This window comes from Microbacterium galbum (assembly GCF_032464915.1).
GTDB lineage: Bacteria > Actinomycetota > Actinomycetes > Actinomycetales > Microbacteriaceae > Microbacterium > Microbacterium galbum.
Map to the genome: position 1 here is coordinate 202,447 of NZ_JAWDIS010000002.1, position 26,417 is coordinate 228,863.

Annotated in this window: 29 protein-coding genes and 1 tRNA gene; 11 read left to right on the forward strand and 19 right to left on the reverse strand. The window is 70.7% G+C overall.

Annotated elements, in window-relative coordinates:
- Positions 1–92 precede the first annotated feature (92 nt).
- The 5 genes from groL to RWH45_RS10110 all read right to left on the reverse strand — a co-directional run bounded on the left by groL (position 93) and on the right by RWH45_RS10110 (position 4,107).
- Positions 93–1,712, reverse strand: coding sequence for a chaperonin GroEL (gene groL, locus RWH45_RS10090; RefSeq protein ID WP_315994775.1), 1,620 nt, complete (start codon positions 1,710–1,712; stop codon positions 93–95).
- A 172-nt stretch (positions 1,713–1,884) separates the two neighbouring features.
- Positions 1,885–2,085 carry a cold-shock protein gene (locus RWH45_RS10095; RefSeq protein WP_076676782.1) on the reverse strand — a complete coding sequence of 67 codons (201 nt, stop codon included), beginning with the start codon at positions 2,083–2,085 and terminating at the stop codon, positions 1,885–1,887.
- Between the two features lie 130 nt (positions 2,086–2,215).
- The gene (locus RWH45_RS10100) at positions 2,216–2,818 is read right to left on the reverse strand and encodes a LytR C-terminal domain-containing protein (protein WP_315994776.1); all 603 of its coding nucleotides are present in this window, start codon (positions 2,816–2,818) and stop codon (positions 2,216–2,218) included.
- A 35-nt stretch (positions 2,819–2,853) separates the two neighbouring features.
- Positions 2,854–3,108 carry a DUF3263 domain-containing protein gene (locus RWH45_RS10105; protein WP_315994777.1) on the reverse strand — a complete coding sequence of 85 codons (255 nt, stop codon included), beginning with the start codon at positions 3,106–3,108 and terminating at the stop codon, positions 2,854–2,856.
- Positions 3,109–3,117: 9 nt separating this feature from the next.
- The gene (locus tag RWH45_RS10110; RefSeq protein WP_315994778.1) at positions 3,118–4,107 is read right to left on the reverse strand and encodes a DUF2332 family protein; all 990 of its coding nucleotides are present in this window, start codon (positions 4,105–4,107) and stop codon (positions 3,118–3,120) included.
- Positions 4,108–4,179: 72 nt separating this feature from the next.
- On the opposite strand from RWH45_RS10110, the gene msrB reads away from it, so the two are divergent.
- Both msrB and RWH45_RS10120 read left to right on the forward strand, forming a co-directional pair.
- Positions 4,180–4,599, forward strand: a complete 420-nt coding sequence (gene msrB / locus RWH45_RS10115; protein ID WP_315994779.1) for a peptide-methionine (R)-S-oxide reductase MsrB — start codon at positions 4,180–4,182, stop codon at positions 4,597–4,599.
- Positions 4,596–5,165, forward strand: coding sequence for a nitroreductase family protein (locus RWH45_RS10120; RefSeq protein WP_315994780.1), 570 nt, complete (start codon positions 4,596–4,598; stop codon positions 5,163–5,165). Before msrB ends, RWH45_RS10120 begins: the two co-directional genes overlap by 4 nt.
- Before the next feature lie 142 nt (positions 5,166–5,307).
- Here RWH45_RS10120 and RWH45_RS10125 read toward each other — a convergent pair whose 3' ends face one another.
- Positions 5,308–6,282 carry a DMT family transporter gene (locus RWH45_RS10125; RefSeq protein WP_315994781.1) on the reverse strand — a complete coding sequence of 325 codons (975 nt, stop codon included), beginning with the start codon at positions 6,280–6,282 and terminating at the stop codon, positions 5,308–5,310.
- A 103-nt stretch (positions 6,283–6,385) separates the two neighbouring features.
- Here RWH45_RS10125 and RWH45_RS10130 point away from each other — a divergent pair, with 103 nt between their 5' ends.
- The 3 genes from RWH45_RS10130 (at position 6,386) to RWH45_RS10140 (ending at position 9,117) form a co-directional block, all read left to right on the forward strand.
- Positions 6,386–8,275 (forward strand): alpha-amylase family protein, encoded by a 1,890-nt coding sequence (locus RWH45_RS10130; protein ID WP_315994782.1) that lies wholly within the window; start codon positions 6,386–6,388, stop codon positions 8,273–8,275.
- Positions 8,276–8,289: 14 nt separating this feature from the next.
- Positions 8,290–8,571, forward strand: coding sequence for a hypothetical protein (locus RWH45_RS10135; protein WP_315994783.1), 282 nt, complete (start codon positions 8,290–8,292; stop codon positions 8,569–8,571).
- 72 nt (positions 8,572–8,643) lie between these two features.
- The gene (locus tag RWH45_RS10140) at positions 8,644–9,117 is read left to right on the forward strand and encodes a nucleoside deaminase (protein WP_315994784.1); all 474 of its coding nucleotides are present in this window, start codon (positions 8,644–8,646) and stop codon (positions 9,115–9,117) included.
- A gap of 43 nt (positions 9,118–9,160) precedes the next feature.
- Here RWH45_RS10140 and RWH45_RS10145 read toward each other — a convergent pair.
- The 3 genes from RWH45_RS10145 to RWH45_RS10155 all read right to left on the reverse strand — a co-directional run bounded on the left by RWH45_RS10145 (position 9,161) and on the right by RWH45_RS10155 (position 10,664).
- Positions 9,161–9,233: transfer RNA gene (locus RWH45_RS10145), tRNA-Thr, on the reverse strand.
- A gap of 48 nt (positions 9,234–9,281) precedes the next feature.
- Positions 9,282–9,656, reverse strand: coding sequence for a hypothetical protein (locus RWH45_RS10150; protein WP_315994785.1), 375 nt, complete (start codon positions 9,654–9,656; stop codon positions 9,282–9,284).
- 54 nt (positions 9,657–9,710) lie between these two features.
- On the reverse strand, positions 9,711–10,664 hold the full coding sequence (locus RWH45_RS10155) for a DsbA family protein (protein ID WP_315994786.1): 954 nt from the start codon (positions 10,662–10,664) through the stop codon (positions 9,711–9,713).
- A 213-nt stretch (positions 10,665–10,877) separates the two neighbouring features.
- On the opposite strand from RWH45_RS10155, the gene RWH45_RS10160 reads away from it, so the two are divergent.
- A complete protein-coding gene (locus RWH45_RS10160) occupies positions 10,878–11,981 on the forward strand; it encodes an ABC transporter ATP-binding protein (protein ID WP_108317795.1) in 1,104 nt (367 codons plus the stop codon).
- Between the two features lie 81 nt (positions 11,982–12,062).
- Positions 12,063–13,385, forward strand: coding sequence for a DUF4032 domain-containing protein (locus tag RWH45_RS10165; RefSeq protein WP_315994787.1), 1,323 nt, complete (start codon positions 12,063–12,065; stop codon positions 13,383–13,385).
- Between the two features lie 187 nt (positions 13,386–13,572).
- Here the strand turns inward: RWH45_RS10165 and RWH45_RS10170 are convergent, their stop codons facing one another.
- From RWH45_RS10170 to cysS, 3 genes are read right to left on the reverse strand one after another with little or no spacing between them, the layout of a single operon-like run.
- The gene (locus tag RWH45_RS10170; protein ID WP_315994788.1) at positions 13,573–14,214 is read right to left on the reverse strand and encodes an NAD(P)-dependent oxidoreductase; all 642 of its coding nucleotides are present in this window, start codon (positions 14,212–14,214) and stop codon (positions 13,573–13,575) included.
- A 19-nt stretch (positions 14,215–14,233) separates the two neighbouring features.
- Complete coding sequence (gene rlmB, locus RWH45_RS10175) at positions 14,234–15,232, reverse strand: 23S rRNA (guanosine(2251)-2'-O)-methyltransferase RlmB (RefSeq protein ID WP_315994789.1); 999 nt, start codon at positions 15,230–15,232, stop codon at positions 14,234–14,236.
- Entirely contained in the window at positions 15,225–16,619 is a 1,395-nt protein-coding gene (gene cysS, locus RWH45_RS10180; protein WP_315994790.1) for a cysteine--tRNA ligase, read from the reverse strand. The genes rlmB and cysS overlap by 8 nt, the downstream gene beginning before the upstream one ends.
- A gap of 68 nt (positions 16,620–16,687) precedes the next feature.
- Between cysS and RWH45_RS10185 the strand changes: the two genes are divergently transcribed.
- A complete protein-coding gene (locus RWH45_RS10185; protein WP_315994791.1) occupies positions 16,688–17,149 on the forward strand; it encodes a GNAT family N-acetyltransferase in 462 nt (153 codons plus the stop codon).
- Between the two features lie 9 nt (positions 17,150–17,158).
- Here RWH45_RS10185 and ispD read toward each other — a convergent pair whose 3' ends face one another.
- A complete protein-coding gene (ispD, locus tag RWH45_RS10190) occupies positions 17,159–18,358 on the reverse strand; it encodes a 2-C-methyl-D-erythritol 4-phosphate cytidylyltransferase (RefSeq protein ID WP_315994792.1) in 1,200 nt (399 codons plus the stop codon).
- A gap of 89 nt (positions 18,359–18,447) precedes the next feature.
- Complete coding sequence (locus RWH45_RS10195; RefSeq protein ID WP_013585821.1) at positions 18,448–18,930, reverse strand: CarD family transcriptional regulator; 483 nt, start codon at positions 18,928–18,930, stop codon at positions 18,448–18,450.
- Between the two features lie 172 nt (positions 18,931–19,102).
- Here RWH45_RS10195 and RWH45_RS10200 point away from each other — a divergent pair, with 172 nt between their 5' ends.
- The gene (locus RWH45_RS10200; protein ID WP_315994793.1) at positions 19,103–19,666 is read left to right on the forward strand and encodes a DNA modification methylase; all 564 of its coding nucleotides are present in this window, start codon (positions 19,103–19,105) and stop codon (positions 19,664–19,666) included.
- 67 nt (positions 19,667–19,733) lie between these two features.
- Here RWH45_RS10200 and RWH45_RS10205 read toward each other — a convergent pair whose 3' ends face one another.
- Together RWH45_RS10205 and RWH45_RS10210 are read right to left on the reverse strand one after the other, a co-directional pair.
- Positions 19,734–20,417, reverse strand: a complete 684-nt coding sequence (locus RWH45_RS10205) for a response regulator (protein ID WP_315994794.1) — start codon at positions 20,415–20,417, stop codon at positions 19,734–19,736.
- Entirely contained in the window at positions 20,414–21,628 is a 1,215-nt protein-coding gene (locus RWH45_RS10210) for a sensor histidine kinase (protein WP_315994795.1), read from the reverse strand. Before RWH45_RS10210 ends, RWH45_RS10205 begins: the two co-directional genes overlap by 4 nt.
- Before the next feature lie 172 nt (positions 21,629–21,800).
- Here RWH45_RS10210 and phoU point away from each other — a divergent pair, with 172 nt between their 5' ends.
- A complete protein-coding gene (phoU, locus tag RWH45_RS10215) occupies positions 21,801–22,484 on the forward strand; it encodes a phosphate signaling complex protein PhoU (protein ID WP_315994796.1) in 684 nt (227 codons plus the stop codon).
- Positions 22,485–22,541: 57 nt separating this feature from the next.
- On the opposite strand, the gene RWH45_RS10220 is transcribed toward phoU, so the two are convergent.
- Positions 22,542–23,288 (reverse strand): phosphoglyceromutase, encoded by a 747-nt coding sequence (locus tag RWH45_RS10220; RefSeq protein ID WP_315994797.1) that lies wholly within the window; start codon positions 23,286–23,288, stop codon positions 22,542–22,544.
- 60 nt (positions 23,289–23,348) lie between these two features.
- Here RWH45_RS10220 and RWH45_RS10225 point away from each other — a divergent pair, with 60 nt between their 5' ends.
- Positions 23,349–24,137: a class I SAM-dependent methyltransferase gene (locus RWH45_RS10225; RefSeq protein WP_315994798.1), complete on the forward strand. Its 789-nt coding sequence runs from the start codon at positions 23,349–23,351 to the stop codon at positions 24,135–24,137.
- A gap of 84 nt (positions 24,138–24,221) precedes the next feature.
- Here the strand turns inward: RWH45_RS10225 and RWH45_RS10230 are convergent, their stop codons facing one another.
- On the reverse strand, positions 24,222–25,331 hold the full coding sequence (locus tag RWH45_RS10230) for an FUSC family protein (RefSeq protein WP_315994799.1): 1,110 nt from the start codon (positions 25,329–25,331) through the stop codon (positions 24,222–24,224).
- On the reverse strand, positions 25,328–26,416 hold the full coding sequence (gene ygfZ, locus RWH45_RS10235) for a CAF17-like 4Fe-4S cluster assembly/insertion protein YgfZ (RefSeq protein ID WP_315994800.1): 1,089 nt from the start codon (positions 26,414–26,416) through the stop codon (positions 25,328–25,330). Before ygfZ ends, RWH45_RS10230 begins: the two co-directional genes overlap by 4 nt.
- Between the last annotated feature and the right edge of the window lies 1 nt (position 26,417).

Here is a 26,417-nt window from a genome sequence, read left to right on the forward strand (position 1 = left end):
GTCATCGGCGTGTGAGACCGCGCCACCCGGACCGCCGGAACGGAGAACGCCCCCTCCCGGAGGAGGGGGCGTTCTCAGGCGTCAGGCGTGGATCAGAAGTCCATGCCACCCGTCGGGTCGCCCGCGGGAGCGGCGACCTTCTCGGGCTTGTCGGCGACGACGGCCTCGGTCGTGAGGAACAGACCGGCGATCGACGCGGCGTTCTGCAGAGCAGAGCGGGTCACCTTGGCGGGGTCGATGATGCCCTGTGCGAACAGGTCACCGTACTCGCCGGTCGCGGCGTTGAGGCCGTGGCCCACGGGGAGCTCCGACACCTTGTTCGCGACGACACCGGGCTCGAGACCGGCGTTCAGGGCGATCTGCTTGAGCGGAGCCTCGATGGCGACCTTGACGATGTTCGCACCGGTCGCCTCGTCGCCCGAGAGCTCGAGGTTCGCGAGAGCGTTCTTGCCGGCCTGGATGAGCGCCACGCCACCACCGGCGACGACACCCTCTTCCACAGCGGCCTTGGCGTTGCGCACGGCGTCTTCGATGCGGTGCTTGCGCTCCTTGAGCTCGACCTCGGTCGCGGCTCCGGCCTTGATGACGGCGACGCCACCGGCGAGCTTCGCGAGGCGCTCCTGGAGCTTCTCGCGGTCGTAGTCGCTGTCGGTGTTCTCGATCTCGCGGCGGATCTGGGTCACGCGACCCTCGATCAGCTCCGACTCACCGGCACCCTCGACGATCGTGGTCTCGTCCTTGGTGATGATGACCTTGCGAGCACGGCCGAGCAGGTCGACGGTCGCGTTCTCGAGCTTGAGGCCCACCTCTTCGGTGATGACCTGGCCGCCGGTGAGGATCGCGATGTCCTGCAGCTGAGCCTTGCGGCGGTCGCCGAAGCCGGGAGCCTTGACGGCGACCGACTTGAAGATGCCGCGGATCTTGTTCAGCACCAGGGTCGCGAGCGCTTCGCCCTCGACGTCCTCGGCGATGATGAGGAGCTCCTTGCCCTCCTGGATCACCTTGTCGACGATCGGCAGAAGGTCCTTGATGTTGGAGATCTTCTGGTTGGCGATCAGGATGTACGGGTCTTCGAAGACCGCTTCCTGACGCTCGGGGTCGGTGACGAAGTAGGGGTTGATGTAACCCTTGTCGAAGCGCATGCCCTCGGTGAGCTCGAGCTCGGTGCCGAAGGTGTTGCTCTCCTCGACGGTGACGACGCCTTCCTTGCCCACCTTGTCGATGGCCTCGGCGATGAGCTCGCCGATCGCGGGGTCGGCGGCGGAGATCGACGCGGTGGCGGCGATCTGCTCCTTGGACTCGACCTCCTTGGCGGAGGAGAGCAGCTCGTCGGTGACGGCCTTGACGGCCTTCTCGATGCCCTTCTTGAGCGAGATGGGGTCGGCGCCGGCCGCGACGTTGCGCAGGCCCTCGCGCACGAGCGCCTGGGCGAGAACGGTGGCGGTGGTGGTGCCGTCACCCGCGACGTCGTCGGTCTTCTTGGCGACCTCCTTGACCAGCTCGGCGCCGATCTTCTCGTACGGGTCGTCGAGCTCGATCTCCTTGGCGATCGAGACACCGTCGTTCGTGATCGTGGGGGCGCCCCACTTCTTCTCGAGCACGACGTTGCGACCGCGGGGGCCCAGGGTCACCTTGACGGCGTCGGCCAGCGTGTTGAGGCCGCGCTCGAGACCGCGACGGGCCTCTTCGTCGAAAGCGATGATCTTTGCCATAAGTGTGTCGTCCCTCCCGGACGGGTGACTTCCAGATTTTGGCACTCGACGAAAGCGAGTGCTAACTCATTCTGGCACTCGCCCCTGGGGAGTGCAAGCCGCGAGGCCGTCCGTGAGACGACGAACGCCGTGGCATCCCGGTGAGGGATGCCACGGCGTTCGAGCCAGCGGATCAGGCCAGTCGCACGGACTCCGCCTGCGGGCCCTTCTGACCGGTGCCGACGGTGAATTCGACCGCCTGACCTTCCTCGAGGACGCGGAAGCCCGACATCTCGATGCTCGAGTAGTGGACGAACACGTCCTGCCCATCGGACACGGTGATGAACCCGTAGCCCTTCTCGGCGTTGAACCATTTGACGGTGCCCTGCGTCATGCGAATCTCCTGTTGCTGGATGACTCGGTCATCGTAAGCACGCCGGATGCCGCCGAACCGGCCCCTCCGGGGATTGTTGACGCGCGTGCCCCCAACTTGTTACGCCGCGGAAACACGCGGCGCGAGAGGGTCACTGCGCGGTGGCGGAGGGGGTCGCGCCGGCGGCGCGGTCGAGGCCGATCACCACGACGAGTCGCTTGACGGCGCTCTCGTCGTCGGGGGTGTTCGGGTCGTCGGTCGGCTGCAGGAAGTCGCTCTGCGCGACCTCGGCGCCGCCGATGGTCTGCGCGAGGCCCCGCGCCGCCGCCTCGTCGCCGTCGCGCAGGTAGTAGATCGTGGTCTGAGCGAAATCGGTGGAGTCGGAGTCCCCCGTCTCGACGGTGTCACCGGCCCACCCCGCCGCCACGATCTGGTCGCGCACCGTCGCGGCGAGGCCGTCCTGGCCCGTGCCGTTCAGCACCACCACGGAGTACGAGGTGTCGACGACGACGGCCTCGGTCGGTTCTGCCGACACGGTCGGAACGGGTGCGTCATCGGCGCCGAGGCTGATGCGGCCCGAGGCCACGAGGGACCCGAAGATGCCCACGATGATGAGCACGAGCGTGGCGATGGCCGCCCACAGGAACACGATCCATCCGCGCGTGCGCGGTCGCTCTGCCCGGTGCGCCCCGACCCGGCCGGTGGAATCGGGCAGGTCGTCGAAGCGATCCCGAGGGAAGGTCGATCTGGCCATTGGACGATGCTATCGGTCGACGCCTGAGCACCCCGTCAGCGGGCCGCCGTCCGACCCAGCCGGGCGCGCTGCTGCGCCACTGCGTCGTCGCGTCGCCGCCGCAGACGGCGAACGAGCATCGGGTCGTGCGCGAGGGCGTCCGGCGTGTCGATCAACCGCCCCAGCAGCTGGTAGTAGCGCGCCGGCGTGAGCTCGAACTCCGCCCGGATCGCCTCCTCCTTCGCACCCGCGTGGCGCCGCCATTCACCCTCGAAGGCGAGGAAGGCGAGGTCGCGGTCCGAAAGAGGCACGGCGCCACGCTACTGCGCCGACGACGCCCCTCTCGGATGCCACGCCACCCACGCGCCGAGTGGATCCACCTCGGCCAGCACCTCCCCGTCCAGCGCCAGGGCGAAGCCGCCCCGTTTCACGCCCGGTGCTCCCGTCCATCCGTCGTGGAGGCCGGGGGCGTCGAGCGTCACCCAGCGTCCCGCGGTGCGGGCGGCGTCGATGACCGCCCCGCGCCGAGCGCGCGGCACGTGCGCGAGCACGCCCGGCGTCGTGACCACAAGCGTGGCGTCGGCGGGGGCCTGCGCGGCGAGCGCGGGCAGGGCGTCCGCGCCGTCGCCGGAGATCAGGAGCGGCGGATCGACGGCCGCGATGTCGAGAGCGGCGACGATGCGCTCACGTCGCCCCTCCTCCCCCGGCCACACGAGCCCCTCGAGCCACGCCCGGTCATCCGCGTCGCGGGCGTCGAGCGGGTTGAGGTCGATCCCGGCGCGCCAGACGATCTCGGGCATTCGAAGGACGGGGTCGCCGGTCAGGTCGCTGTGCAACTCGACCGTCGAGGGGCCGTCGACCGGGTCGAGGGCGATGAGCTCGTCGCCTCGGCGGTAGCGGTACGAGTACCGGTCGGGGTACAGGCACAGCCCGGCGCTCGCGCCGACCTCGAGCAGCGCGATCGGACCGTCGATGCGGGCGAGCGCCGGCAGCAGAGCGGCGCACCGGAGCGGCTCGTTGGTCTGCACGCTGCGCACCCGGCACTGCGCGGCGATCTCGTCGGCGTGTGCGACGACCCACGGGGCCCACGCGTCGACGTCGTCCATCGGCGCCCCGCGCACGCGCATCACCGCGAAGACGAGCGGGGGTTGACGGCGGGTCTCGGGAATCGGCGCGAGCGCCGCAGCGACCGTCCGATCCTCCGCCACGCGATGCGCCCAGGCCTCGTAGACCGCGGATCGGCCGGGCGCCTCATCGCGGGCGAACCGTCCATAGCGTTCGACGACGGCATCCACGGCATCCTGATCCACTCACGAATCATCGCAGCACGACCCGGTCGGCGCCGGGCACGAGACAATGGGAGCAGACGAAGGAGAGAACACATGACCTACGCCGTCGACAAGTCCGACGACCAGTGGCGCGCCGAGCTCAGCCCCGAGCAGTACGCGGTGCTGCGCCAGGCGGGAACCGAGCGCGCCTGGACCGGTGAGCTGCTCGACGAGAGCCGCGCCGGCCTCTACACCTGCGCCGCGTGCGGCAACGAGCTGTTCCAGAGCGGCACCAAGTTCGACTCGCACTGCGGATGGCCCAGCTTCTACGAGTCGGTTCGACCCGAAGCGGTCGAGCTGATCGACGACAACAGCCACGGGATGCAGCGCACCGAGGTGCGGTGCGCCAACTGCGGCTCGCACCTGGGACACGTCTTCCCCGACGGCTTCGGCACCCCCACCGGCGACCGGTACTGCATGAATTCGCTGTCGCTGAACTTCACCCCGGCCGACTCCCCCGCCGACGGAGCATGAGCGCCCTCGAAGCCATGCGCGACCGTCGGTCGTGGTCGAAGGTCACCGACCTCGCCCCGACCGGCCCCGAGCTCGAGGCCTTCGTCGCCGCGGCCGGTCGCGTCGCGGATCACAAGAGCTTGAAACCGTGGCGCCTGATCGAGATCCGCGGTGCGGATCGCGATCTCCTCGCGCGTGCGCTGAACAAGGCCGACGGCAAGAAGGGGTATTCCTCCAAGCCCCGGCGCGCTCCGCTCATCATCGCGGTCGTGGCCGATCTCGGCTCGAAGAAGATCCCCTCGTGGGAGCAGGAGGCCGTGGCATCCGGTGTCGCCCACATGCTGAGTCTCGTGCTCGACGAGGCGGGGTTCGGGGTGTTCTGGCGCACCGACGACAACACCCGTCACAAGGTGCTGGCGAAGGCTCACGGCCTGGCGAAGCACGAGGTGCTGCTGGGCTGGCTCTACGTCGGCGGCAAGCCGAAGACGTCGCGGCCGGTCCGGCGCAAGACGGTGGATGCCGCGAAGCACCTCTCGCGCATGCCGGGGGGCAAGAAGAAACGCACGGTCGACGAAGCGCGCCTCTGACGCGCGCGATGCCACGGCCTCGACGCCGCCGACTCCGGTCGGCGGCGTCGGCGTGTCTCCGGCGGGGCATAAACGCGCCGCGGGCGCGCGCCGTGAGCCGCGCGAACGGCCGACGTGTCGGGCCCGTCCGGGGGGAACGCTCCTAGCGGCTCCGGCGCCTCCACGGCACGGCGGCCACGGCGACCCCGGAGATCGCCACGGCGGCGGCGAGAAGCGCCACCGGGGTGGCGGGTGCGGCGGGGGCGGGCCAGAGGGCGTCGAGCAGCACCGAGGTGGTGAGCAGGCCGACCACCGACCCCAGACCCAGCAGCAGCACGCCCGTTCGACGCACGACCACCGCCGACAGGAAGATGTAGATCACGCCGACCGCCCCGCCGACGTAGAGCCACGGTTCCGTCGGCACGGCGCGGGGAGCGCCCACGACACCGACGTGAACGAACGCGGCCACGAGCAGCACCACGGTGCCGCCGATGAAGTTCACCAGCGTCGCCGTCAGCGGACTCTCCACGCGCACGCGCAGTCGCCCGTTGGTCCCCTGCTGCCAGGCGACGCCCGCTCCGGCGATCGCTGGAACGATGAGCATCCACAGCGGCACACCGTTGACGGCATCCCCCGACAGGCACACCACGACCCCGGCGATCGCCAGGAGCGCGCCGATGACGCGTCGCACCGTGACGGGCACGACGCCCGCCGGTCCGAAGCCGACGCGGTCCAGCACGAGCCCCCCGGTGGTCTGCCCGGCGACGAAGCCGACCGTGAAGAGGGCGACTCCGATGGTCGCCACGGTCAGCCCCTGACTCGCGACGGTGAACGCTCCCGCAAGACCGCCCAGCAGCATCCACGCGGGGATCGTTCGCGATCGGATGCCGGACACGAGGCGCTCGAATCCGCGGCGACCCTGCGGAACCAGGGCCGACAGCGCGATGAGGATGATCAATCCCGACCCGAACGAGATCGCGGCCGCGACGAACCCGTCACCGATCTCCGCCCCGAGCGTGCCGTTGATGCGGGCCTGGAGGGCCGTGAGGGCGCCGATGAGCACCGCTCCGGCGACGGCGAGGCCGACCGATCCGCGCTCCGCCACCGCTCTCCCCTCGTTCCCCCGCTCGGGGGCCACGGTCGATCGTAGGGGACGGCCGGTCGCGGCCGACGCGCGCCGATAGGTCACGCGCTCCGATCGTTGTCGACGGGAAACCCCGGCATGCGTCAGGATTTCCCCCGTGACACAGCTCCAAGGCACCTCCCACGACGTCCCCGCGATCCTCGCCGACCTCACCGCCGACCAGGTCGATCGCGAGTTCCTGGCGAACGCCGAGGTGCATCTCCCCCGCCTCCACGACCTGTTCGCCCAGCTCTACGGCGACCGCGCCGACGGCTTCGAGCGTCTGGCGTCCGTGGTCGACCTCGCCCGACGTTCCTGGGCGGCGCGTCCCGCCGACCTCAAAGCACTCGACCGCGCGCGAGAGAGCGAGCCGGAGTGGTTCGAGAGCGAGCGCATGGTCGGAGGGGTCTGCTACGTCGACCGGTACGCCGGCGGACTCAGCGGCATCCGGGACTCCATCCCGTATTTCCGCGAGCTCGGCCTGACCTACCTGCACCTCATGCCGCTGTTCGAGAGCCCCGAGGGCAACAGCGACGGCGGCTACGCGGTCTCGAGCTATCGCCGCGTCAACCCGAAGCTCGGCACGATGGCCGACCTCGCCGAACTCGCCGCCGAACTGCGCCGGGCCGGCATCTCGCTCGTCGTCGACTTCATCTTCAACCACACCAGCAACGAGCACCGCTGGGCGCAGAAGGCCGTCGCGGGCGAGCGCGGGTACGAGGACTTCTACCTCATCTTCCCCGACCGCGAGATGCCCGACGCGTACGAGCGCACCACTCGCGAGATCTTCCCCGACGACCACCCGGGCTCGTTCGTGCAGCTCGACGACGGCCGGTGGATCTGGGCGACCTTCTACCACTTCCAGTGGGACCTGAACTACGCCAACCCCGCCGTCTTCGAGGCCATGGCCGGCGAGATGCTGTACCTGGCGAACCAGGGCGTGGAGATCCTGCGGATGGATGCCGTGGCCTTCATCTGGAAGCGCCTCGGCACCACGTGCGAGTCGCTGCCCGAGGCGCACCTGCTGCTGCAGGCGTTCAACGCCGTGCTGCGGATGGCCGCTCCCGGGCTGCTGTTCAAGTCGGAGGCGATCGTGCACCCCGACGAGGTCGTGTCGTACATCTCCCCCGACGAATGCCAGATCTCCTACAACCCCCTGCAGATGGCGCTGACCTGGGAGGCGCTGGCCACCCGAGACGGACGCCTCCTCCAGCAGGCCCTCGAGCGGCGCCACGCCCTGCCCGCGGGCACGGCCTGGGTCAACTACGTGCGCAGCCACGACGACATCGGGTGGACCTTCGCCGATGAGGATGCCGCCGAGCTCGGGATCGACGGCTCCCCGCATCGCCGCTTCCTCAACGACTTCTACGTCGGCCGAGCCGAGGGCACCTTCGCCCGCGGCGTGCCGTTCCAGGAGAACCCCCGCACGGGCGATGCCCGCGTCACCGGCACCACGGCATCCCTCGCCGGGATCGAGGCGGGCGACGCCGGTGGCGAGGACCGCGTCATCCTGGCGCACGCGCTGGCCCTGTCCACCGGCGGCATCCCGCTGCTCTACCTCGGCGACGAGGTGGCCCAGCTCAACGACTACGGCTATTCCGACCGCCCGGAGGAGGCGGGCGACAGTCGATGGGTGCACCGCCCCTTCCGTCCCGCGCAGAACTACGCGGACCGGAGGGATGCCGACACCCCGGCCGGACGCGTGTTCGCCCGTCTCACGCGTCTGCTCGACGTCCGCCGCGCGACCCCGGAGTTCTCCGGCAACGAGCTGATCGCCTTCGACGCCCACGTCCCCTCTGTTGTCGCCTTCCTCCGCCCGGGCGACAACGGATTCGCCGTCCTCGTCCTCGCCAACGTCGCCGACTCGGCCGTCGAGATCGACGCGCTGACCCTGTCGGGCATGGCGCCCGAGGCGCTGGACCTCGTCTCGTCCGCGCCGATCTGGTTGGGAGTCGGTGTGACCCTCGCTGCGCACGGGACGCGGTGGCTGCGCGTGCGGCCGCGCTGACGAACGACGCGTCCATGAGCTCCGAAGCCGCCCCGCCTGGCAACCACGTCCGCCATGTCGTGGCGTTGCTCGCGGGGGTGGCGGCGATGGCGAGCGTCGTGTGGGCGCCGGTCGGTCTCGTGGGAGACCTCATCATGCTCGTCGTCGGCGTCGCGGCCCTCCTCTTCGCCGGGGAGGCGGGTACCCGCCCCGGCCCCCTGCGCGCCCTCGCCATCGCCGGTGCACTGCTCGCGGGGCTGGTCACGGTCGCCGCGGGGGGCGTCTTCCTCGTGGCGCTCGCGAACGCCCTGTCGTGAGCCGTCACTAGCACGGTTCTCCCCCGCCGCCCAGCCCCGGACCGCGGACGACCGGACGCCTAGCGTCGAGCCATGAACCACCAGGAGCTGTCCGCCCTCACCGTCTCGCGCGCGCACGAGAACGTCGATGCCGGAGGCAAGCCCTTCGCGTGTCTCATCGTCAAGGACGGCGAGATCGTCGTCGAGGCGGTCAATCACGTCGCCCAGGACGGCGACCCGACCGCGCACGCCGAGATCCGCGCCATCCGCGCGGCCGCCGAGAAGGGCATCCGCGACCTGGCCGGTCACGACATGTACGTCACGGCCTATCCGTGCCCGATGTGCCTGGGCGCCGTGTACTACGCCCAGCCGGACCGTCTCTTCTTCGCCGTCACGCGCGAGCAGGAGGGCGAGCACTACGAGGACGGCAACCGGCTCATGACGCTGGCGTCGTTCTACGACGAGTACACGATGGCACCCGAGGACCGTGCGCTGCCCGCCGAGCAGATCGAGGTGGATGACGCGACGGCGCCGTTCCGGGAGTGGACCACGCGTCACGGATCCTGAGCCCCGTGGCGTCGGCGGGCGGACCAGATCGTCACGGGCGACGTGCCGGCTACAGGACTTGAACCTGCAACCCCCGTATTACAAGTACGGTGCGCTACCAATTGCGCCAAGCCGGCGTGAGGCGCTCAGCGCCTCGGCGATCGAGTCTACGACGCGCGACGACCTCAGTCGTGCCGCCCGCTCTGGCGATCCCACTCCAGCGATTTGAACTGCAGGAAGGAGCAGAGATTGCCGGCGATGACCAATTCGGCGGCGAGGCTCGCCATGTCGTGGGGGCTGAGCGTGAGGTCATCGGGGCGCGCGGTGAGCGTCGCCTCCCACAGGGGGTCGTCGTAGCCGCGCGGCTGCATGTAGATCGACGCCTTGGTGTTGCGGAGGTTCATGACCACCAGCCCGGTGTCCTGACCGTCGGCATCTTCCTGGTCGACGACCTTGATGGTGCCGGCCACGGCGTGACCCTGAGTGAGGAACTCTTCGACCCACACCGTCAACTGACCACGGGACCGCCGCGGCGGGGAGTCCTCGATCTCGTCGTCCATGTCACCAGAATCTCATACGTCGGGTATGTCGCACGTGCTGCGTCGAGCGGCCGATCAACCCGCGGGAGTCGCCGAGGGGGTGGGCGTCGGAGTGGCCGTGGAGTAGTACGCGTTGCTGTCGACGGTGAGCACGAACTGCGCGAACTCCTTCGCGTCATCCATGTTCCCGACATACTCCGTGCCGTTCACGAGCACCGTCGGAGTCGCGGTGAGCGCGTGACCGTCGGTACCCGGCAGGCCCTTGATGGCGCGGTCGGTCGCCGCCTTCGCCCACGAGGTGTACGTCTCGTCCTCGATGCAGTCGCGCACGGTCGCCACGTCGCTGACGCCGGCGCCCTGGGCCATGTCGGCGAGCTGCTGGTCGCTGTAGCCGTCGGAGTCCACCGCGGGCTGGTTGGTCAACAGCTCGTGGTTGTAGGCGAAGAAACGGTCCGAGGCGTGGGTCGCGACGCACGCCGCCGCACCCGCGGCCCGCAGGCTATACTTCGTGCCGTTGGATTTCGAGGTCAGCATGGCGACCGGGTAGTAGGTGAGGGTCGCCGCGCCGTCGTCGACCCACTTCGACAGCTGGGTCGCATTGGCCGCCTGGAACTCGTGCGCCTCGGTCGACATGTAGTCGACGTACACGCGGATGTCGACCGGAGCGGCCGTTCCGGTCGGTTCCGGAGTCGCGGCGGGCGAGGGGGCGGCATCCGTCGACATCGTCGCGGCGCTGCCGTCGACGGTCTGATCGGCGAGGGGGTCGGCGACGCCCGTCGCGGAGGTCACCACGAAACCGTCGTCGGTCGCCGTGTCGGGCAGGGCCTGCGAGCGCGCCTCGCGCGAGTTCAGCGCGGCGGAGACCCCGACCGCACCCACGGCGATGACCGCGACGGCCCCGACGCCCAGCAGCGATCGACGCGCGATGCGCCAGCGCGTCTGCTTCGCCTTGACCTGCTGCGCCTTCTCACGCACCGCCTCGCGACGGTCGCGTTCGGCGGGAACGTTCGGGGACTGGTCGTGGGACATGAAACCTTCCGGGCATAAACGTCTGCCGCATGAAATCGGGGGGAACGCGCGGGTGGAGCGAACGATCAACGATGCTAACGAGGCTGGCTGAGAAATGACCAGACACGTGCGATACTGACCCTGCGTCCACTGTCGGGCGCACGGGGTCGCCCCCGTTCATTCCATTCACTACGGATCGTCCGGCACGTACCTGCCGGTGAAGGAGAAGAAAACATGGCGTCCGTCACCTTCGACAACGCAACCCGTCTGTACCCGGGCGGAACCCGCCCCGCCGTCGACAAGTTGAACCTCGACGTCGCAGACGGCGAATTCCTCGTCCTCGTCGGCCCCTCGGGCTGCGGTAAGTCCACCTCCCTGCGCATGCTCGCGGGTCTCGAGGAGGTCAACTCGGGTCGCATCCTCATCGGCGACCGCGACGTCACCGACGTGCCCCCGAAGGACCGCGACATCGCGATGGTCTTCCAGAACTACGCGCTGTACCCCCACATGACCGTCGCCGAGAACATGGGCTTCGCGCTCAAGATCGCCGGCGTCGGCAAGGAGGAGCGCGCTGCGCGCGTCCTCGAGGCCGCCAAGCTCCTCGACCTCGAGCAGTACCTCACCCGCAAGCCCAAGGCCCTCTCGGGTGGTCAGCGTCAGCGTGTCGCCATGGGCCGCGCGATCGTGCGCCAGCCCCAGGTCTTCCTGATGGACGAGCCGCTGTCGAACCTCGACGCCAAGCTCCGCGTCCAGACGCGCACCCAGATCGCCTCGCTCCAGCGTCGCCTCGGCGTCACCACGGTCTACGTCACCCACGACCAGACCGAGGCCCTCACCATGGGCGACCGCATCGCGGTCCTCAAGGACGGCCTGCTCCAGCAGGTCGGCACGCCGCGCGACCTGTACGAGACCCCGAAGAACGTCTTCGTGGCCGGCTTCATCGGCTCGCCCGCGATGAACCTCTTCACCGCCGACCTGGCCGAGGGTGGCGTGCGCTTCGGCGACCTCGTCGTCCCCGTCGAGGCCGACACCATCGGCAAGGCCCACGGCTCCGAGGTCACCATCGGTGTCCGCCCCGAGGACATCCAGGTCGCCCCCGCCGACGGCCGCGGCCTCTCGGTCGTCGTCGACCTCGTCGAGGAGCTCGGCGCCGACGGCTACCTCTACGGCCACACCGACATCAACGGCAAGCGCACCGACCTGGTCGCGCGCGTCGACGGTCGTCGTCACCCCAACGCGGGCGAGACGGTCGTGCTGGCCCCGGTTCCCGGACACGTCCACGTGTTCGACCTCGAGTCGGGCGAGCGCCTGACCGACCGGGCCATCGCCTCCGCCTGACCCTCGCACCGACGCGGCGCGTCCTCGATTCCCGACCTCGTCGGGTCGGGGGCGCGCCGCACCGTTTTCCCGGAGGTACCCGTGTCCGAATCGCTCAGCATCACGGCCAGCACCGTCGACCCGGGCCTTCTTCAGCTGCCGTGGTCGACCAGCCTCGCCGATTGGCCGAGCAGCCACATCGTCGCGCTGCCGAAGGGCATCTCGCGTCACCTGGTGCGCTTCGCGAACCTCTCCGGTCGCGTCGTGGCCATCAAGGAGACGACCGAGGAGATGGCCCGTCGCGAGTACGACATGCTCGGCAACCTCGACCGCCTCGACGCGCCGTGCGTCGATCGCGTCGCGGTGATCGCGGGCCGCACCGACGCCTCAGGGCGCCCCCTGCCCGCGGCCCTGGTCACCGCGCACCTCAAGTTCTCGCTCCCCTATCGCGCGCTCTTCACGCAGGTCCTGCGCCCTCACACCGCGACGCGCCTGGTCGACGCCCTGGCCGTCCTCCTCGTGCGGCTGCACAACGTGGGCTTCTACTGGGGCGACGTGTCGCTGTCGAACACCCTGTTCCGGCGCGACGCGGGCGAGTTCGCCGCCTACCTCGTCGACGCCGAGACCGGCGAACTGCACGGCAACCGCCTGAGCCCGGGTCAGCGGGCGCACGACCTCGACATCGCCCGCACCAACATCGCCGGCGAGATCATGGACCTCGAAGCCGGCGGGCGCCTGGAGGGCGGAGTGGACGCCATCGCCATCGCCGACGGTCTGGTCGCCTCGTATCACTCGCTGTGGGGTGCCCTCACCGACAAGGAGACCTTCGCCGTCGACGAGTCGTGGCGCATCACCGAGCGCGTGCACCGCCTGAACGCCCTGGGCTTCGACATCGGCGAGATGTCGATCCGCACCGCCAGCGACGGCACGCAGGTGTCGATCCAGCCGAAGGTCGTGGATGCCGGGCACCACCAACGCCGTCTCCTGCGGCTCACGGGTCTCGATGTCGAGGAGAACCAGGCCCGTCGCCTGCTCAACGACCTCGACGAGTTCCGCGCGCGCGTCTCGCGCCTCGGCGCCGACGAGGAGATGGTCGCCCACGAGTGGCTGACGCGCGTCTTCGAGCCGATCGTCATGGCGATCCCCTGGGACCTGCGCGCCAAGCTCGAGCCCGCCGAGGTGTTCCATCAGGTGCTGGAGCACCGCTGGTACATGTCGCAGGCGCGGGGCCGCTCCGTTCCCCTCGCCGAGGTCGTCAGCTCCTACATCGACGACGTCCTGCGCCATCGCCGCGACGAGGCGACCGTCATGGGCCCGCCGACCGACACCATGTCGCTTCCGACGGTGTCCGACGCCGACGCTCCGGCGACGGGCGAGGTCCCGACCACCGACACCGACCTCGTCGACTGGCGCGACCTGGTCTGAGACGCGGCGGTGTCGTAGACGTCCCCCACCGCCGAGGGCACGCGACCGCGTCGAGGTCACAGGGGTCGGCGTGTCACCTCCTCACGGTCACGTGATCCCGCGGGTGGGTCGACACGCTGGCGGAACGACCGAGGCCGTGGCATCCGGAATCAGGATTCGGATGCCACGGCCTCGGTGTCCAGCGGGTTCAGTACCCGACGGTGAAGCGCTCCCGCGAGTGCGCGGGGTTCTCGATCTCGTCGAGCACGGCCACCGCGAAGTCGGCCCCGCCGATGAAGGAGTCGCCCTCGTCGTCGACGACGAGCACGTCGCCGCCGTCGCGGTAGGAGCCGGTGCGCTCCCCCGGCGCCCACGAGCCGAAGCCGCCGGCCGGGTGCACGTAGAACCAGTCGCGCCCGGTGTCGTCGGCCTGCAGGTCCTCGAGGATGCCGATGGCCTCACGGGCCTCGGGCTTGTACTCCTCGGCGAAGCCCTCGGTGTCGATCAGGCGCGGGCCGCCCTCGGCGACCAACGATCCACCGGCACCGCCGACCACGCCCACGCGGACGTTCTCGGGCAGAGCCGTGACGAGTTCGGCGATGGCGGGGCGGAGCTTGCCCTCCATGTCGCCGCGGGGGGCGGCGGCCGACACGACCACGTCGACGCCCTCGAGCTGAGCGACGAGTCCGGGGACGTCGAGAACGGTGCCCTCGAGGTAGGTGGCCCCCTCGACGCGCTCGGCGGGGACCGAGCGGGCGATGGAGACGACGGTGTGACCGCGGCGGACGGCCTCGGTCACGATGTGGCTGCCGGCGTAGCCGGTGCCTCCGATGACGGCGATGCGGGGCATGAGCGTTCCTCTCGACGGGTCAGACGGTGCCGCGCAGCGTCGACACCTGGTACAGGGCGACGGATGCGGCGATACCGGCGTTCAGCGATTCGGTGGCGGCGGAGATGGGGATGGAGACGACCTGGTCGCACGTCTCGGTGACCAGGCGCGACAGGCCCTTGCCCTCCGAGCCGACGACGATCACGACGGGACGGTCGGCGAGTTCGAGGGCGGGCAGCGACACGTCGCCGTCGCCGTCGAGGCCGAGGACGAAGACGCCCTGCTTCTTGAACTCCTTCAGCGTCGCCGTGAGGTTCGCGGCGAGGGCGACCGGGATGCGGGCGGCGGCTCCCGCGCTCGTCTTCCACGCGGCGGAGTTGACGCTCGCCGATCGACGCTGCGGGATGATCAGTCCCTGACCGCCGAACGCGCCCGTCGAGCGGATGATCGCGCCGAGGTTGCGGGGGTCGGTCACGCCGTCGAGGGCCACGAGCAGCGGCACCTCGCCGCGGTCGATGATCTTCTCGAGCAGATCCTGCGGGTGCGCGTACGCGTACGGCGGCACCTTCAGGGCGACACCCTGGTGCACGCCGTCGAAGCCGGCCATGCGGTCGAGCTCGGGTCGGGTGACCTCGAGCACGGGGATGCCGCGGTTGGTGGCCATCGACAGCATCTCCTTGACGCGGTCGTCCATCTCGACGCGCTGGGCGATGTACATCGCCGTCGCGGGGATCTTCGCCCGCAGCGCCTCGAGCACCGAGTTGCGGCCGGTGACCGTCTCGGTGTCGTCGGCGGCCTTGGGACTCTTGCGGTTCGGGTTCCCGCCCACCGCGCGCACGCCGGGGCGCCCCTTTCCGCCCGCTGCGGCGTAACGCTCTTCGGCGGCCTTGCGCTTGCCGGCGGGGTGCCAGGCGCGGTCCTCGGCCTTCGGGGTCGGGCCGCGTCCCTCGAGCGCCTTGCGGGAGTGCCCGCCGGTGCCCTTGAGAGGGCCCTTCTTCTTGCCGGGGTTGCGTGCTCCCGGGCGTCCTGGCTTAGGCATCGATACTCCAATTGGTTCCGGCCGGAGTGTCCTCCAGCGTGATTCCGGCGGCGGCGACGGCATCGCGGATGCGGTCGGCGGCTGCCCAGTCCTTGTCGGCGCGAGCGCGGGCGCGCTGCGCGATCATCTCGTTCACGAGAGCGTCGAGGGTCGTGTCGACCGCCCCCGTCGCCCCGGTCGGCTCCTCGGCATCCAGCCCCAGGATGCCGAGCATCGCCACCACCGCGCGGTGAGCGGCGACGGCGGTCTCGAGGTCTCCCCCGTCGATGGCCGCATTGCCGGCGCGCACGGTCTCGTGCAGGGTCGCGATCGCCTGCGGTACCCCGAGGTCGTCGTCCATCGCCGCCGCGAAGTCCGTCGGCACCTCGCCGGGCACGACGACCAGCGGGTCGGCTGCGGCGGCACGCAGAACGCGCTGGCGGAAGGTCGAGATTCGCTCCAGCGCGCTCGCCGCTTCAGAGAACGCCTTGTCCGACACGTCGAGGCTCGAGCGGTAGTGCGCCGCCGCGAGGGCGTACCGCACGACCCGGGGGTCGTGCGTGGCGAGCACGTCGGCGGCCAGGGTGAAGTTGCCGAGCGTCTTCGACATCTTCTGCCCGTCGACGGTGACCAGGCCGTTGTGCACCCAGTACCGCGCGAAGGCGTCGCCCGCGGCGCTCGACTGAGCGATCTCGTTCTCGTGGTGCGGGAAGCGCAGGTCGAGGCCCCCGCCGTGGATGTCGAACTCGGGCCCGAGATAGCGGCGCGACATGGCCGAGCACTCGATGTGCCACCCGGGCCGTCCCGCACCCCACGGCGACGACCAGGTCGCCGAGGCGGGCTCGCCGTGCTTCGCGCCCTTCCACAGCGCGAAATCGTGCGGGTCGCGCTTACCCCGGGGATCCGCGTCGGCGGCGGGTTCCATGGCATCCAAGCTCTGCCGCGTCAGCTCGCCGTACGCGGGCCACGAGCGCACATCGAAGTAGACGTCTCCCGAGGCGGCGTAGGCGTGCCCGCGCTCGATGAGCTCGGCGATGAGCTCCTGCATCTGCGTCACCGAGGCGGTCGCCCGCGGCTCGTACGTCGGGGGCAGGATCCCGACGGCGGCATAGGCCCGCGTGAACTCGAGCTCCATGCGGTAAGCGAGCGCCCACCACGGCTCCTCGTCGGTGGCATTGGCGAGCACCTTGTCATCGATGTCGGTGACGTTGCGCACGAAGGTGACGCGCCCGAAACGGTGCTCGAACCAGCGGCGGAGAAGGTCGAACGCGAGGGCGGCGCGCACATGGCCGATGTGCGGACCGGACTGCACGGTCGGACCGCAGACGTAAAGGGTGACGTTCGAGGGGTCGAGAGGGACGAACTCGCGCAGAGCCTGCGCTTTCGTGTCATACAGCCGAACGGTCACCCTCCCAGCCTACCGGCCGCCCCTCCGCGCGACCCGTGCGTGAAACACGACCCGGCTAGGGTGCCGGAGTGCCTCTGCTCATCCGCCCCGACGACCTCTCCTCCGATGCCACGCGTGCCCTGGCGGCCGCGCACCTCGCGGGGATGCACGAGAACACCCCCGCCGAGAGCGTGCACGCCCTCGACCTCGACGGCCTCACCGCCGACGGCATCACGGTGTGGTCGGCGTGGGTCGACGACGAGCTCGCCGGGATCGGCGCGTGCAAAGACCTCGGCGACGACCGGGCGGAGCTGAAGTCGATGCGCGTGGTCGACGCCTTCCTCGGGCAGGGCATCGGTCGTGCGATCCTGCGACACATCGTCGAGGACGCCGACGAGCGCGGTATCCGCAGCCTCTGGCTCGAGACAGGCAGTACCGACGACTTCCTCCCGGCGCGCCGGCTGTATGCCAGCGAAGGGTTCGAGGAGTGCCCGGCGTTCCCGCCCTACGCCCCCGACCCGCTGTCGACGTTCATGACGCGACGGCTCTGACGCGCGCGCTCAGGCGGGGACCACGAGCGCCGTCGCGAAGGCGGCCACACCTTCGCTGCGCCCGGTGAAGCCGAGGCCGTCGGTGGTCGTCGCGCTGACGGAGACCGGGGCGCCCACCGCGGCGGAGAGGATCCGCTCCGCCTCGACGCGTCGCGCCGCGAACCGCGGCCGGTTCGCCTGCACCTGCACCGAGACGTTGCCCACCCGCCACCCTGCGGCGGAGAGCAGCCCGACGGTGTGCGAGAGGAAGGCATCGGCGTGGGCGCCGGCGAACTCGGGCCGGTCCGTCCCGAAGTGCGTTCCGATGTCGCCGAGCCCCGCGGCGGCGAGCAGGGCATCGACGATCGCGTGCGCGACCGCGTCCCCGTCGGAGTGCCCCGACAGGGCCACCTCGCCGGGCCATTCGAGTCCCGCGAGCCACAACGCGCCCTCCCCGCCGAACGCGTGGACGTCGGTGCCGATACCCACCTGGGGCCCCCGCGGAACCGGCGTCGGCGCGGCGACGGGCGACAGTCGTTCAGAAAGGAGCGCCCGTGCGCGGTCGAGATCGGGGGCCGTCGTGATCTTGAACGCCACCGCGTCCCCCTCCACCGTCGCGACCGGGTGACCGGCGGATGCCACGGCGGCGGCGTCATCGGTGTGATCCGCGTCCGCGTCCCGCAGCGCAGCCTCGAGCACGTCACGACGGAAGCCCTGCGGCGTCTGCGCCGCGGCCAACTCGGAACGATCGACCGCAGCGACTACGCGGCCGTCGGCGTCGACGCTCTTGATGGTGTCGACCACCGGCACGGTCGGGATGACGGCGACGGATCCCGCGTCGATCGCGGCCACGATCCGGTCGAACACCGCGGGCGGCGTGAGCGCGCGGGCCGCGTCGTGGACGAGGACGGTCTCCACATTGGCCCACAGCGCGGCCAGCCCGGCGGAAACGGACTCCTGGCGCGTCTCGCCGCCCGTCACGATCGTGACGAGGTCGGCGCGTCCCCCGGCGGCGTCGCGCGCATCGGTGAGGGCTTCGCCCTCGAACCCCCGAGGGACGACGACGACCACCTGCGCCGGCTCGGCCGCGAACACGCCGACGAGACAGTGGTGCAGGATGCTGCGCTCGTCGAGGCCGACGAAGGCCTTGGGCGCTCCGCCCTTCAGGCGGGTGCCGGAACCGGCGGCGACGACGATGACCGCGAGACGCGGAACCGGAGTGAGAGTCACCCGTTCACGCTAGCGCGGCCGTGCGCGCGCAGCGGCCGCGACGACGATCGGCGCGCGCCCGGGCAGGACGCGCGCCGATGTCGATGTCGTCAGGACGCGAGGACCTCGTCGAGCACGACGCTCGCACGGTCTTCGTCGGTCTTCTCGGCCAGAGCGAGCTCGGACACGAGGATCTGGCGCGCCTTGGCGAGCATGCGCTTCTCGCCGGCGGACAGGCCGCGGTCCTGGTCGCGGCGCCACAGGTCGCGCACGACCTCGCTGACCTTGATCACGTCGCCCGACGCGAGCTTCTCGAGGTTCGCCTTGTAGCGACGCGACCAGTTGGTCGGCTCCTCGGTGAAGGGCGCGCGCAGCACGTCGAAGACGCGGTCGAGACCTTCCTTGCCGATCACGTCACGGACGCCGACGAGGTCGACGTTGTCGGCAGGGACCTCGATGACGAGGTCTCCCTGGGTGACGTTGAGCTTCAGGTACTTCTTCGTCTCGCCCTTGATAACGCGTTCTTTGACCTCGATGATCGTGGCCGCGCCATGGTGCGGGTAAACGACGGTCTCGCCAACCTCAAAAAGCATGGAGTTATGTCCTTTCGGCAACATCCAGGATACCACAGGCCCGCATGCGCTAAGGTTCCGCCCACCGTCGCACCCCTCAGCCCTCTGCGCGCGCGAGGCCGAAGCGGGACCGGGGCGCCGCCGTGGACCGCGTAGGATGATTCCGATGTCGTCTGCCGTTCTTGGAGGATCCGTGAAAACGCGCCTGATCGCGTCCATCGCCGTGGGTGCCGCTGTCGTGCTGGGCACGACGGGGTGCAACCTCATCGCACCGCAGGCGACCACCATCGACTATTCCGCCTCCGACGGCGTGAACGTCCCGGCCGCCGCCGGTCCTCTGCACGTGCGCAACGCGCTCATCGTCGCCGACGAAGAGGGCACGACCGGCAACCTCGTCGCGGCCATCGTCAACGACACCACCGACTCGCTCACGCTGCGCGTCGAGGTCGGCGAAGGATCCTCGGCCGTGAAGTCGACCGTGATCGTGCCGGCCAACCGCACCGTCAGCCTGGGCGACCTCACGAGCGACACCGAGCCGCTCCGTCTCGACGGCATCGACGCGATGCCCGGCACCACGGTCCCCGTCTACTTCCAGTCCGGCGACGGCGAAGGCTCGCTCATGCAGGTGCCCGTGCTCGACGGCGCCCTCGAGTACCTCTCGCCCCTCGCCCCGACGCCGACGCCGTCCTTCTCGGTCACGCCGATCCCGGTCATGCCGACCGTGACGCCGTCGCCCTCCGCGACCCCCGCGTCCTGACGCGAACGACGAAGGCGCCGACGGTTCTCCGTCGGCGCCTTCGTCGTCCGCGGGGGCGGGTCGAGCGTCAGGCCTCGAAGCGGTAACCGAGACCGCGCACCGTGACGAGCATGCTGGGCTCGCTGGGGTTCTGCTCGATACGGGAGCGGATGCGCTTGATGTGCACGTCGAGCGTCTTGGTGTCGCCGAAGTAGTCGGTCCCCCAGACGCGGTCGATGAGCTGACCGCGCGTGAGCACGCGTCCGGCGTTGCGCATGAGCACCTCCAGGAGCTCGAACTCCTTGAGGGGGATGCTGATCTCGCTCCCGTCCACGGCGACCGTGTGACGGTCGATGTCGAGCACCACCCGTCCGCCCGAGAGCACACGGTCGTCGAGATCGGCGTCATCGGGGGTGCGGCGGCGCAGCACGGCCCGCATCCGCGCGAGGAGCTCGCGCGTGGAGTAGGGCTTCGTGACGTAGTCGTCGGCGCCGAGCTCCAACCCCACCACGATGTCGACTTCGGAGTCCTTCGCGGTCAGCATGATGATCGGCACCTGAGAGGTCAGGCGCAACTGCCGGCACACCTCCGTCCCCGGCATCCCGGGGAGCATGAGGTCGAGCAGCAGGATGTCCGCTCCGCGCTCGCGGAAGGCCGCCAGGGCGAGCGCGCCGTCTTCGGCGATCTCGACCTCGTATCCTTCGCGGCGCAGCAGATAGGCCAGCGGGTCGGCGAGGTCGGGCTCGTCCTCGACGATCAGAACGCGGGTCATGCGGTGTCTCCCTTCACGGGTGAGGCGATCGCTGCGGTGGCCTTTCGACCCTTGCGACGCGGTTTGGAACGGACGCTGTCGAGGTCGGGGGTCTCCGACAGCGGAAGGCGGATGGTGAACGTCGACCCGCGGGAGGGCCGGGACCACAGGCGCACCTCGCCGCCGTGCCGCTGCACCGCGTGCTTCACGATGGACAGGCCGAGACCCGTTCCCCCGGTGCGTCGCGAGCGGGCCTGGTCGGCGCGGTAGAAGCGTTCGAACACCCGGTGCTGGTCGCTCTCGGGGATGCCGATCCCCCGGTCGGTGACGGCGATCTCCACGACGCCGTCGTCGAGCTTGACCCCGACGCCCACCTTCGAGCCCTCCGGTGAGTACGCGATCGCGTTCGCGACGAGATTGCCGAGCGCCTCGGTGAGGATCTGCGGTTCCCCGCGCACCCACAACCCCTTCGTGCCGCCGCGCACCACGGTCACCTGCGCGGCGTCCGCCTGCACCGTGTAGGCCTCGACCGCGGCGGTCACCACTTCGTCGATCGAGACGTCGCGCACGTCGCGCAGCTCGTCGGCCGCCTGCAGGCGCGACAGGCTCAGGATGCGATTGACCAGCGCGCTCAACCGGGTCACCTCGGCCTGCAGACGCGTGGAGAAGTGCCGCACCTGTGCGGGATCGTCTGCGGCGGACTCGATGGCCTCAGCGAGCAGGCTCACCGCACCGACGGGCGTCTTCAACTCGTGGCTGGTGTTGGCGACGAAGTCTCGCCGCATCTCCTCGACGCGCTCGCGCTCGGTGATGTCGCGCAGCACCAGCAGCGTCAGGCGTCCCGAGATGGGGGTGGCGCGCACCGCGACCAGCCTGGGTTCGGCGGGGGCGGCACCTCGGCGCAGACGCAGATTCTCGGCGATGCCGGCGCCTGTGTCGCGGGCCACGCGGGCGACGCGCTTGAGCTCGTCGCTGGCGATCACCTCGCCCACCTGGACGCCGAACACCTCGGCCGCCGGCGAGAGCGCCAGCACCGTCGAGGAGGTGTCGCAGACGAAGGCGGGGTCGTCCATCGCATCCAGCATGGCCTCCACGCCCTCCGGAACCTCGGTCGAGGTCTGAGCCAGAGTGCGGTTCCGGGCGCGGATGGCTCCGGCGATGAGGCCGACCACCGCGGCCCCGATCAGCAGGCCTGCCAGGAGCGCGAGCAGCGAGAGCTGCGGTTGTTCCATATCCACAGCGTAAAGGGGTGGATGCGACGTCACCCGCCGTTCACCCCCGCCCGGGCCCGGGCAGCGGCTACTATTCACTGTCACAGCACCACTCGTTAACCTTCGCTGGGAAGAATCCCCGAGGGTTGCGGGACACCCATGTGCCGTGCCGCCGACGAGGAAGGTACCCGCGATGCGCGAAGTATTCCACCAGTCCCTCGAGGACGTCCAGAGCCGCCTGGTCGAGATCGCCGACCTCGTGACGGTCGCCATCGACCGCGCCACGCGCGCCTTCGGAACGAGCGACGTCGCCCTCGCCGAGGAAGTCATCGAGGCCGACGCGATCATCGATGAGAAGGCCGTCGAGCTCGACGAGCTGGCCATCGAGATCCTCGCCCGCCAGCAGCCCGTCGCCCGCGATCTGCGCATCGTCGTCACCGCCCTACGAGTGAGTGCGTCGCTCGAACGCATGGGCGACATGGCCGAGCACATCGCTCAGCTCGCCCGCTCGCGCTTCCCCGAGCGCGCCATCCCCAAGGGACTGCGCACGACGTTCACGCGCATGGGCGAGCTCGACGTCGAGGTGGCGCGCAAACTCGCCGAGCTGCTGCGCACGCAGGACCTCCGCATCGCCGAGTCCATCCGCGACACCGACGACGACATCGACGAGCTGCACATCAGCGTGTTCGAGAAGGTCCTCGGCGAGTCCTGGAAGGGCGAGGCCACCGCCACGGTCGACGCCACCCTCGCCAGCCGCTACCACGAGCGCTTCGCCGACCACGCGGTGTCCGTCGCGAAGAAGGTCGTCTACCTGGCCACGGGCGACTGGGCCGGTGCCGACGAGGAGGCCGAGCACGAGCCCAGCCCGGTCATCTGACCGCGTACACGACGAAGGGGTGGATGCCATGGCATCCACCCCTTCGTCGTGTCGGCGTCAGTGCTTGTTGCCCTGCGCGGCGACGGCGGCCGCGCCGGCGGCGGCGGCCTCGGGGTCGAGGTACTCACCCGGGCCGAGGGGCTTCAGGTCGTCGTCGAGGCGGTACACGAGCGGGATACCGGTGGGGATGTTGAGCTCGGCGATGTCGGCGTCGCTGATGCCCTCGAGATGCTTCACGAGGCCGCGCAGCGAGTTGCCGTGCGCCGTCACGAGCACGGTCTTGCCCGCCTGCAGGTCGGGCACGATGTCGGAGTGCCAGTAGGGCAGCATGCGGTCGATGACGATGGCGAGCGACTCCGTGTCGGGCACCTCGCCGTCGATGCCCACGTAGCGCGGGTCGCCGACCTGGCTGTACTGGTCGTCGGCGGGCAGCGGCGGCGGCGGAACGTCGAACGACCGGCGCCAGAGCATGAACTGCTCGTTGCCGAACTCTTCGAGGGTCTGCGCCTTGTCCTTGCCCTGCAGGGCGCCGTAGTGGCGCTCGTTGAGGCGCCACGAGCGCTTCACGGGGATCCAGAGGCGATCGGCTGCGTCGAGAGCGATGTTCGCCGTCTGGATCGCACGGCTGAGCACCGAGGTGTGCAGCACGTCGGGCAGCACGCCGGACTCGGCCAGCAGCTCGCCGCCGCGCTTCGCCTCGGCCTTGCCCTGGTCGGTGAGTCGCACGTCGACCCAGCCGGTGAACTGGTTGGTCTTGTTCCACTCGCTCTGCCCGTGGCGGAGGAGGATCAGCGTGTGAGGCATGACTCCATGCTATCGACGCGGGACCCGCGCTCTGCGAGTGGGTGCTGGCATCATGTCCGAGTGACACCCTCTCCCGTCGGACGCCCCACGCGCGGCACCACGGGGACCAATCGCCTGCGGCGCGTCGACCGGTGGATCGCGCGCCACCCCGTGCTCCGGCGCACCGACGACCCCCTCGTCGTCGACCTCGGATTCGGCGCGAGCGCGGTGACGCCCCTCGAACTCCTCGCCCGGCTGACGCGCCAGCGAACGGATGCCACCGTCCTCGGCCTCGAGATCGACCCCGAACGGGTCGCGCGTGCGCGGGAGCAGGCCGCGGGGGTCGCCGGCATCGCGTTCGCGCGGGGCGGCTTCGAGGTCCCCGTGTCGGACGGTCGACGCCCGGCCGTCATCCGGGCGATGAACGTGCTGCGCCAGTACGACGAGGCCGACGTCGCCGATGCGTGGGCACGCATGTGCGGCCGCCTGCAGCCCGACGGCATCCTCGTCGAAGGCACGTGCGACGAGATCGGACGCATCGCCACCTGGGCGGAGGTGGGGGCGGATGCCGTGCCGCGCAGCCTCACGGTGTCGCTGAGCCTGAGCCACCTGGACTCCCCCGCCGTCGCGGCGGAGCGACTGCCGAAGGCGCTCATCCATCGCAACGTCGCCGGAGAGCGCGTGCACGAGTTCGTGGCATCCCTCGATCGGGAATGGACGCGCGCGGCGGTGGTGGCGCCCTTCGGCCCGACCCATCGCTGGCGCACGGCGATGGCCGCCCTCGCCGCCGAGGGCTGGCCGCTGGTCCGGCGCGAGAGATGGCGACTGGGTGAGGTCGGGGTGGCGTGGGAGGCGGTCGCTCCGCGGTGAGTCGCGCGGAGCGCCCGATGGCGGCGGGATCGCCGACGACGACTGCGCCGAATCGCGACGAAGGGAGCCCGCCGGCGGCAGCTGTCAGATCCGCGGCAGGAGTGCGCGCGCCTCGGCTGAGGGCATCCCCGCCGCGACGAGCAGGTCGACGGCGAGCGGGCGCATCGCGGCGACGAGATTGAGCTCGCCGATGCCGCCGTCGGGCATGAGCCGCGCGGGGTCGAGGCGGCGGGTGAGGCCGGTGAGCGCCTCCCGCGCCGCGGGCTCCATCGAGATGTCGTCGAGGCCGTCGCGCACGAGGGCGGCCGCTCGAGCGAGCTCGGCGAGGAGGTCGGCGGGCACCGGGCGAGGCTGGCCGTCGGCGCAGAGGTAGGCGGCGCGCCGCGCCACGACGCGCAGGTTGCGCGTCGCGAGGTCGAGCGCCTCCCGCACGCGCTCGTGGCGCTGCAGCTCGGTGCGCTGACGGCGCAGGAACGGTGAGATCCTCGCCACCTCGCGGCCGGACTCCAGCGACCCGCTCCAGGCGTCGACGTAGGTCTGCAGTGAACGCGCCCGCTCCAAACCCCGCTCCGCCCGAGCGCGGTCGCCCTTGCGCAGGGCCCGGACGATCGTGGCCATCGCCGCATCCACGGCGTCGAACAGCTCGTCGGCGTCGCGCAGCTCCGTGCGCCGCAGCGTTCGTGGGATGAGGGCCGTCACCGCCAGCGCCGCGACACCGCCGACCGCCCCGTCCACGAGGCGCAGGAACGGCGCGCCCGAGACGAGCACCAGCGCGATGAGCGACTGCACCACCGCGGCGAGCGCGAACCCCGGCTGCGGCGAGAGGAAACGCGCAACGACGAGTGTGACGGCCATCGCCACCGCGATCTGCCACCACCCGGCGCCCGCCACGAGCAGCACCACCTCGGCGATGAGGATGCCGACGAGCATGCCCAGGACGGTCTCCGCCACTCGCCATGGTCTCGCGTCGCGCACCAGACCGAGGCTCGATACGGTCACGGTGGCGGCGAGCAGGGGCACGGGATGGCCGAGCACGAAGTGCGCGAAGGCGAAAGCGGCCGTCGCGGCGACGACGATCTGCGCGATCGCGGGCACCGACTCGCGTACACGATGCAGCCGGCGCGACAGCGTCGACCGCCAGCGTGAACGAGGGACGACGACCCCGACGGTCGTCGACGACTCGTCGGTGCTCATTCCGTGGCGCGGCGGCGGCCCAGGCGCGGCAGTCGCGGGACCGCGGCGGTCGCTCCGGCATCCGCCGGGACGACCGTCTCGGCGGATGCCGCGAGCGGGCCGTCGGCGGTCATGACGACCAGGGGCACGTCCTCAGGAGCGGTGCGCTTCACGAGGGCGAGGGCGATCGGCCCCTCCTCGTGGTGGACGGCGACCGACGTGATGGTCCCGATCACTGCGTCGCCGGCGCGCACCTCATCGCCCCGAGCGGGCAGGATGTTGTCGCTGCCGTCGAGCTGCAGGGCGACCACACGGCGCGGCGGATGACCGAGGTTATGCACCTTGGCCACCGTCTCCTGCCCGCGGTAGCAGCCCTTCGACAGGTGCACGGCCGTGCGCAGCCAGTCCATCTCGTGCGGCAGCAGCCGCTCGTCGGCGTCGACACCCACGCGCGGGCGCCATGCCGCGACACGCAGCGCCTCGACGGCATCGAGACCGGCCAGCGCGACCTCGCCGCGCACGGCGGCATCCACCAGACGCGCGTACTCCTCGGCATCCAGGATCGCCTCGGACCAGTCGCGCTCGGCACCCGGGTGCGGCTCGACCCGGGCGTAGGCCCACCCGCCGGGAGAGACCTCCGGCCACGGGTCGACCCACACGGGTGCGACCGTCGTCAACGCCGCCACGGCTGCGCGCGTGCCACCCACGACGAACAGGTCGTCGGAGCGATCGCGCACCTCCACGCGCAGGCGGAAGCGCATACGGGTCAGCCACGCCGCGAGGGCCTCGGCGTCCGTCGCGTCCACGAGCAGCCACGTGGTCTCGCCGTCGTCGACCACCGCGGCCGCGTGCTCGACACGACCCTGCGGATCGAGGATGAGCAATTCGGTCGAGACGCCGGGAGCGAGGTGAGTCAGGGCCTGCGACGACAGCGAGTCCAGCCAGCTGCGGCGGTCCTCACCACCGACCGAGATGACGCGACGGTCGCCGAGGGGGGCGAGGGCCTGCCCAGATGCGAGCTTGCGCTGCTCCGTGACGGGCGAGCCGACGTGGCGGAGACCCCGCTCGTCGGCGACGGCACCGGGGACGTCCGTGAGCGCGCTCACG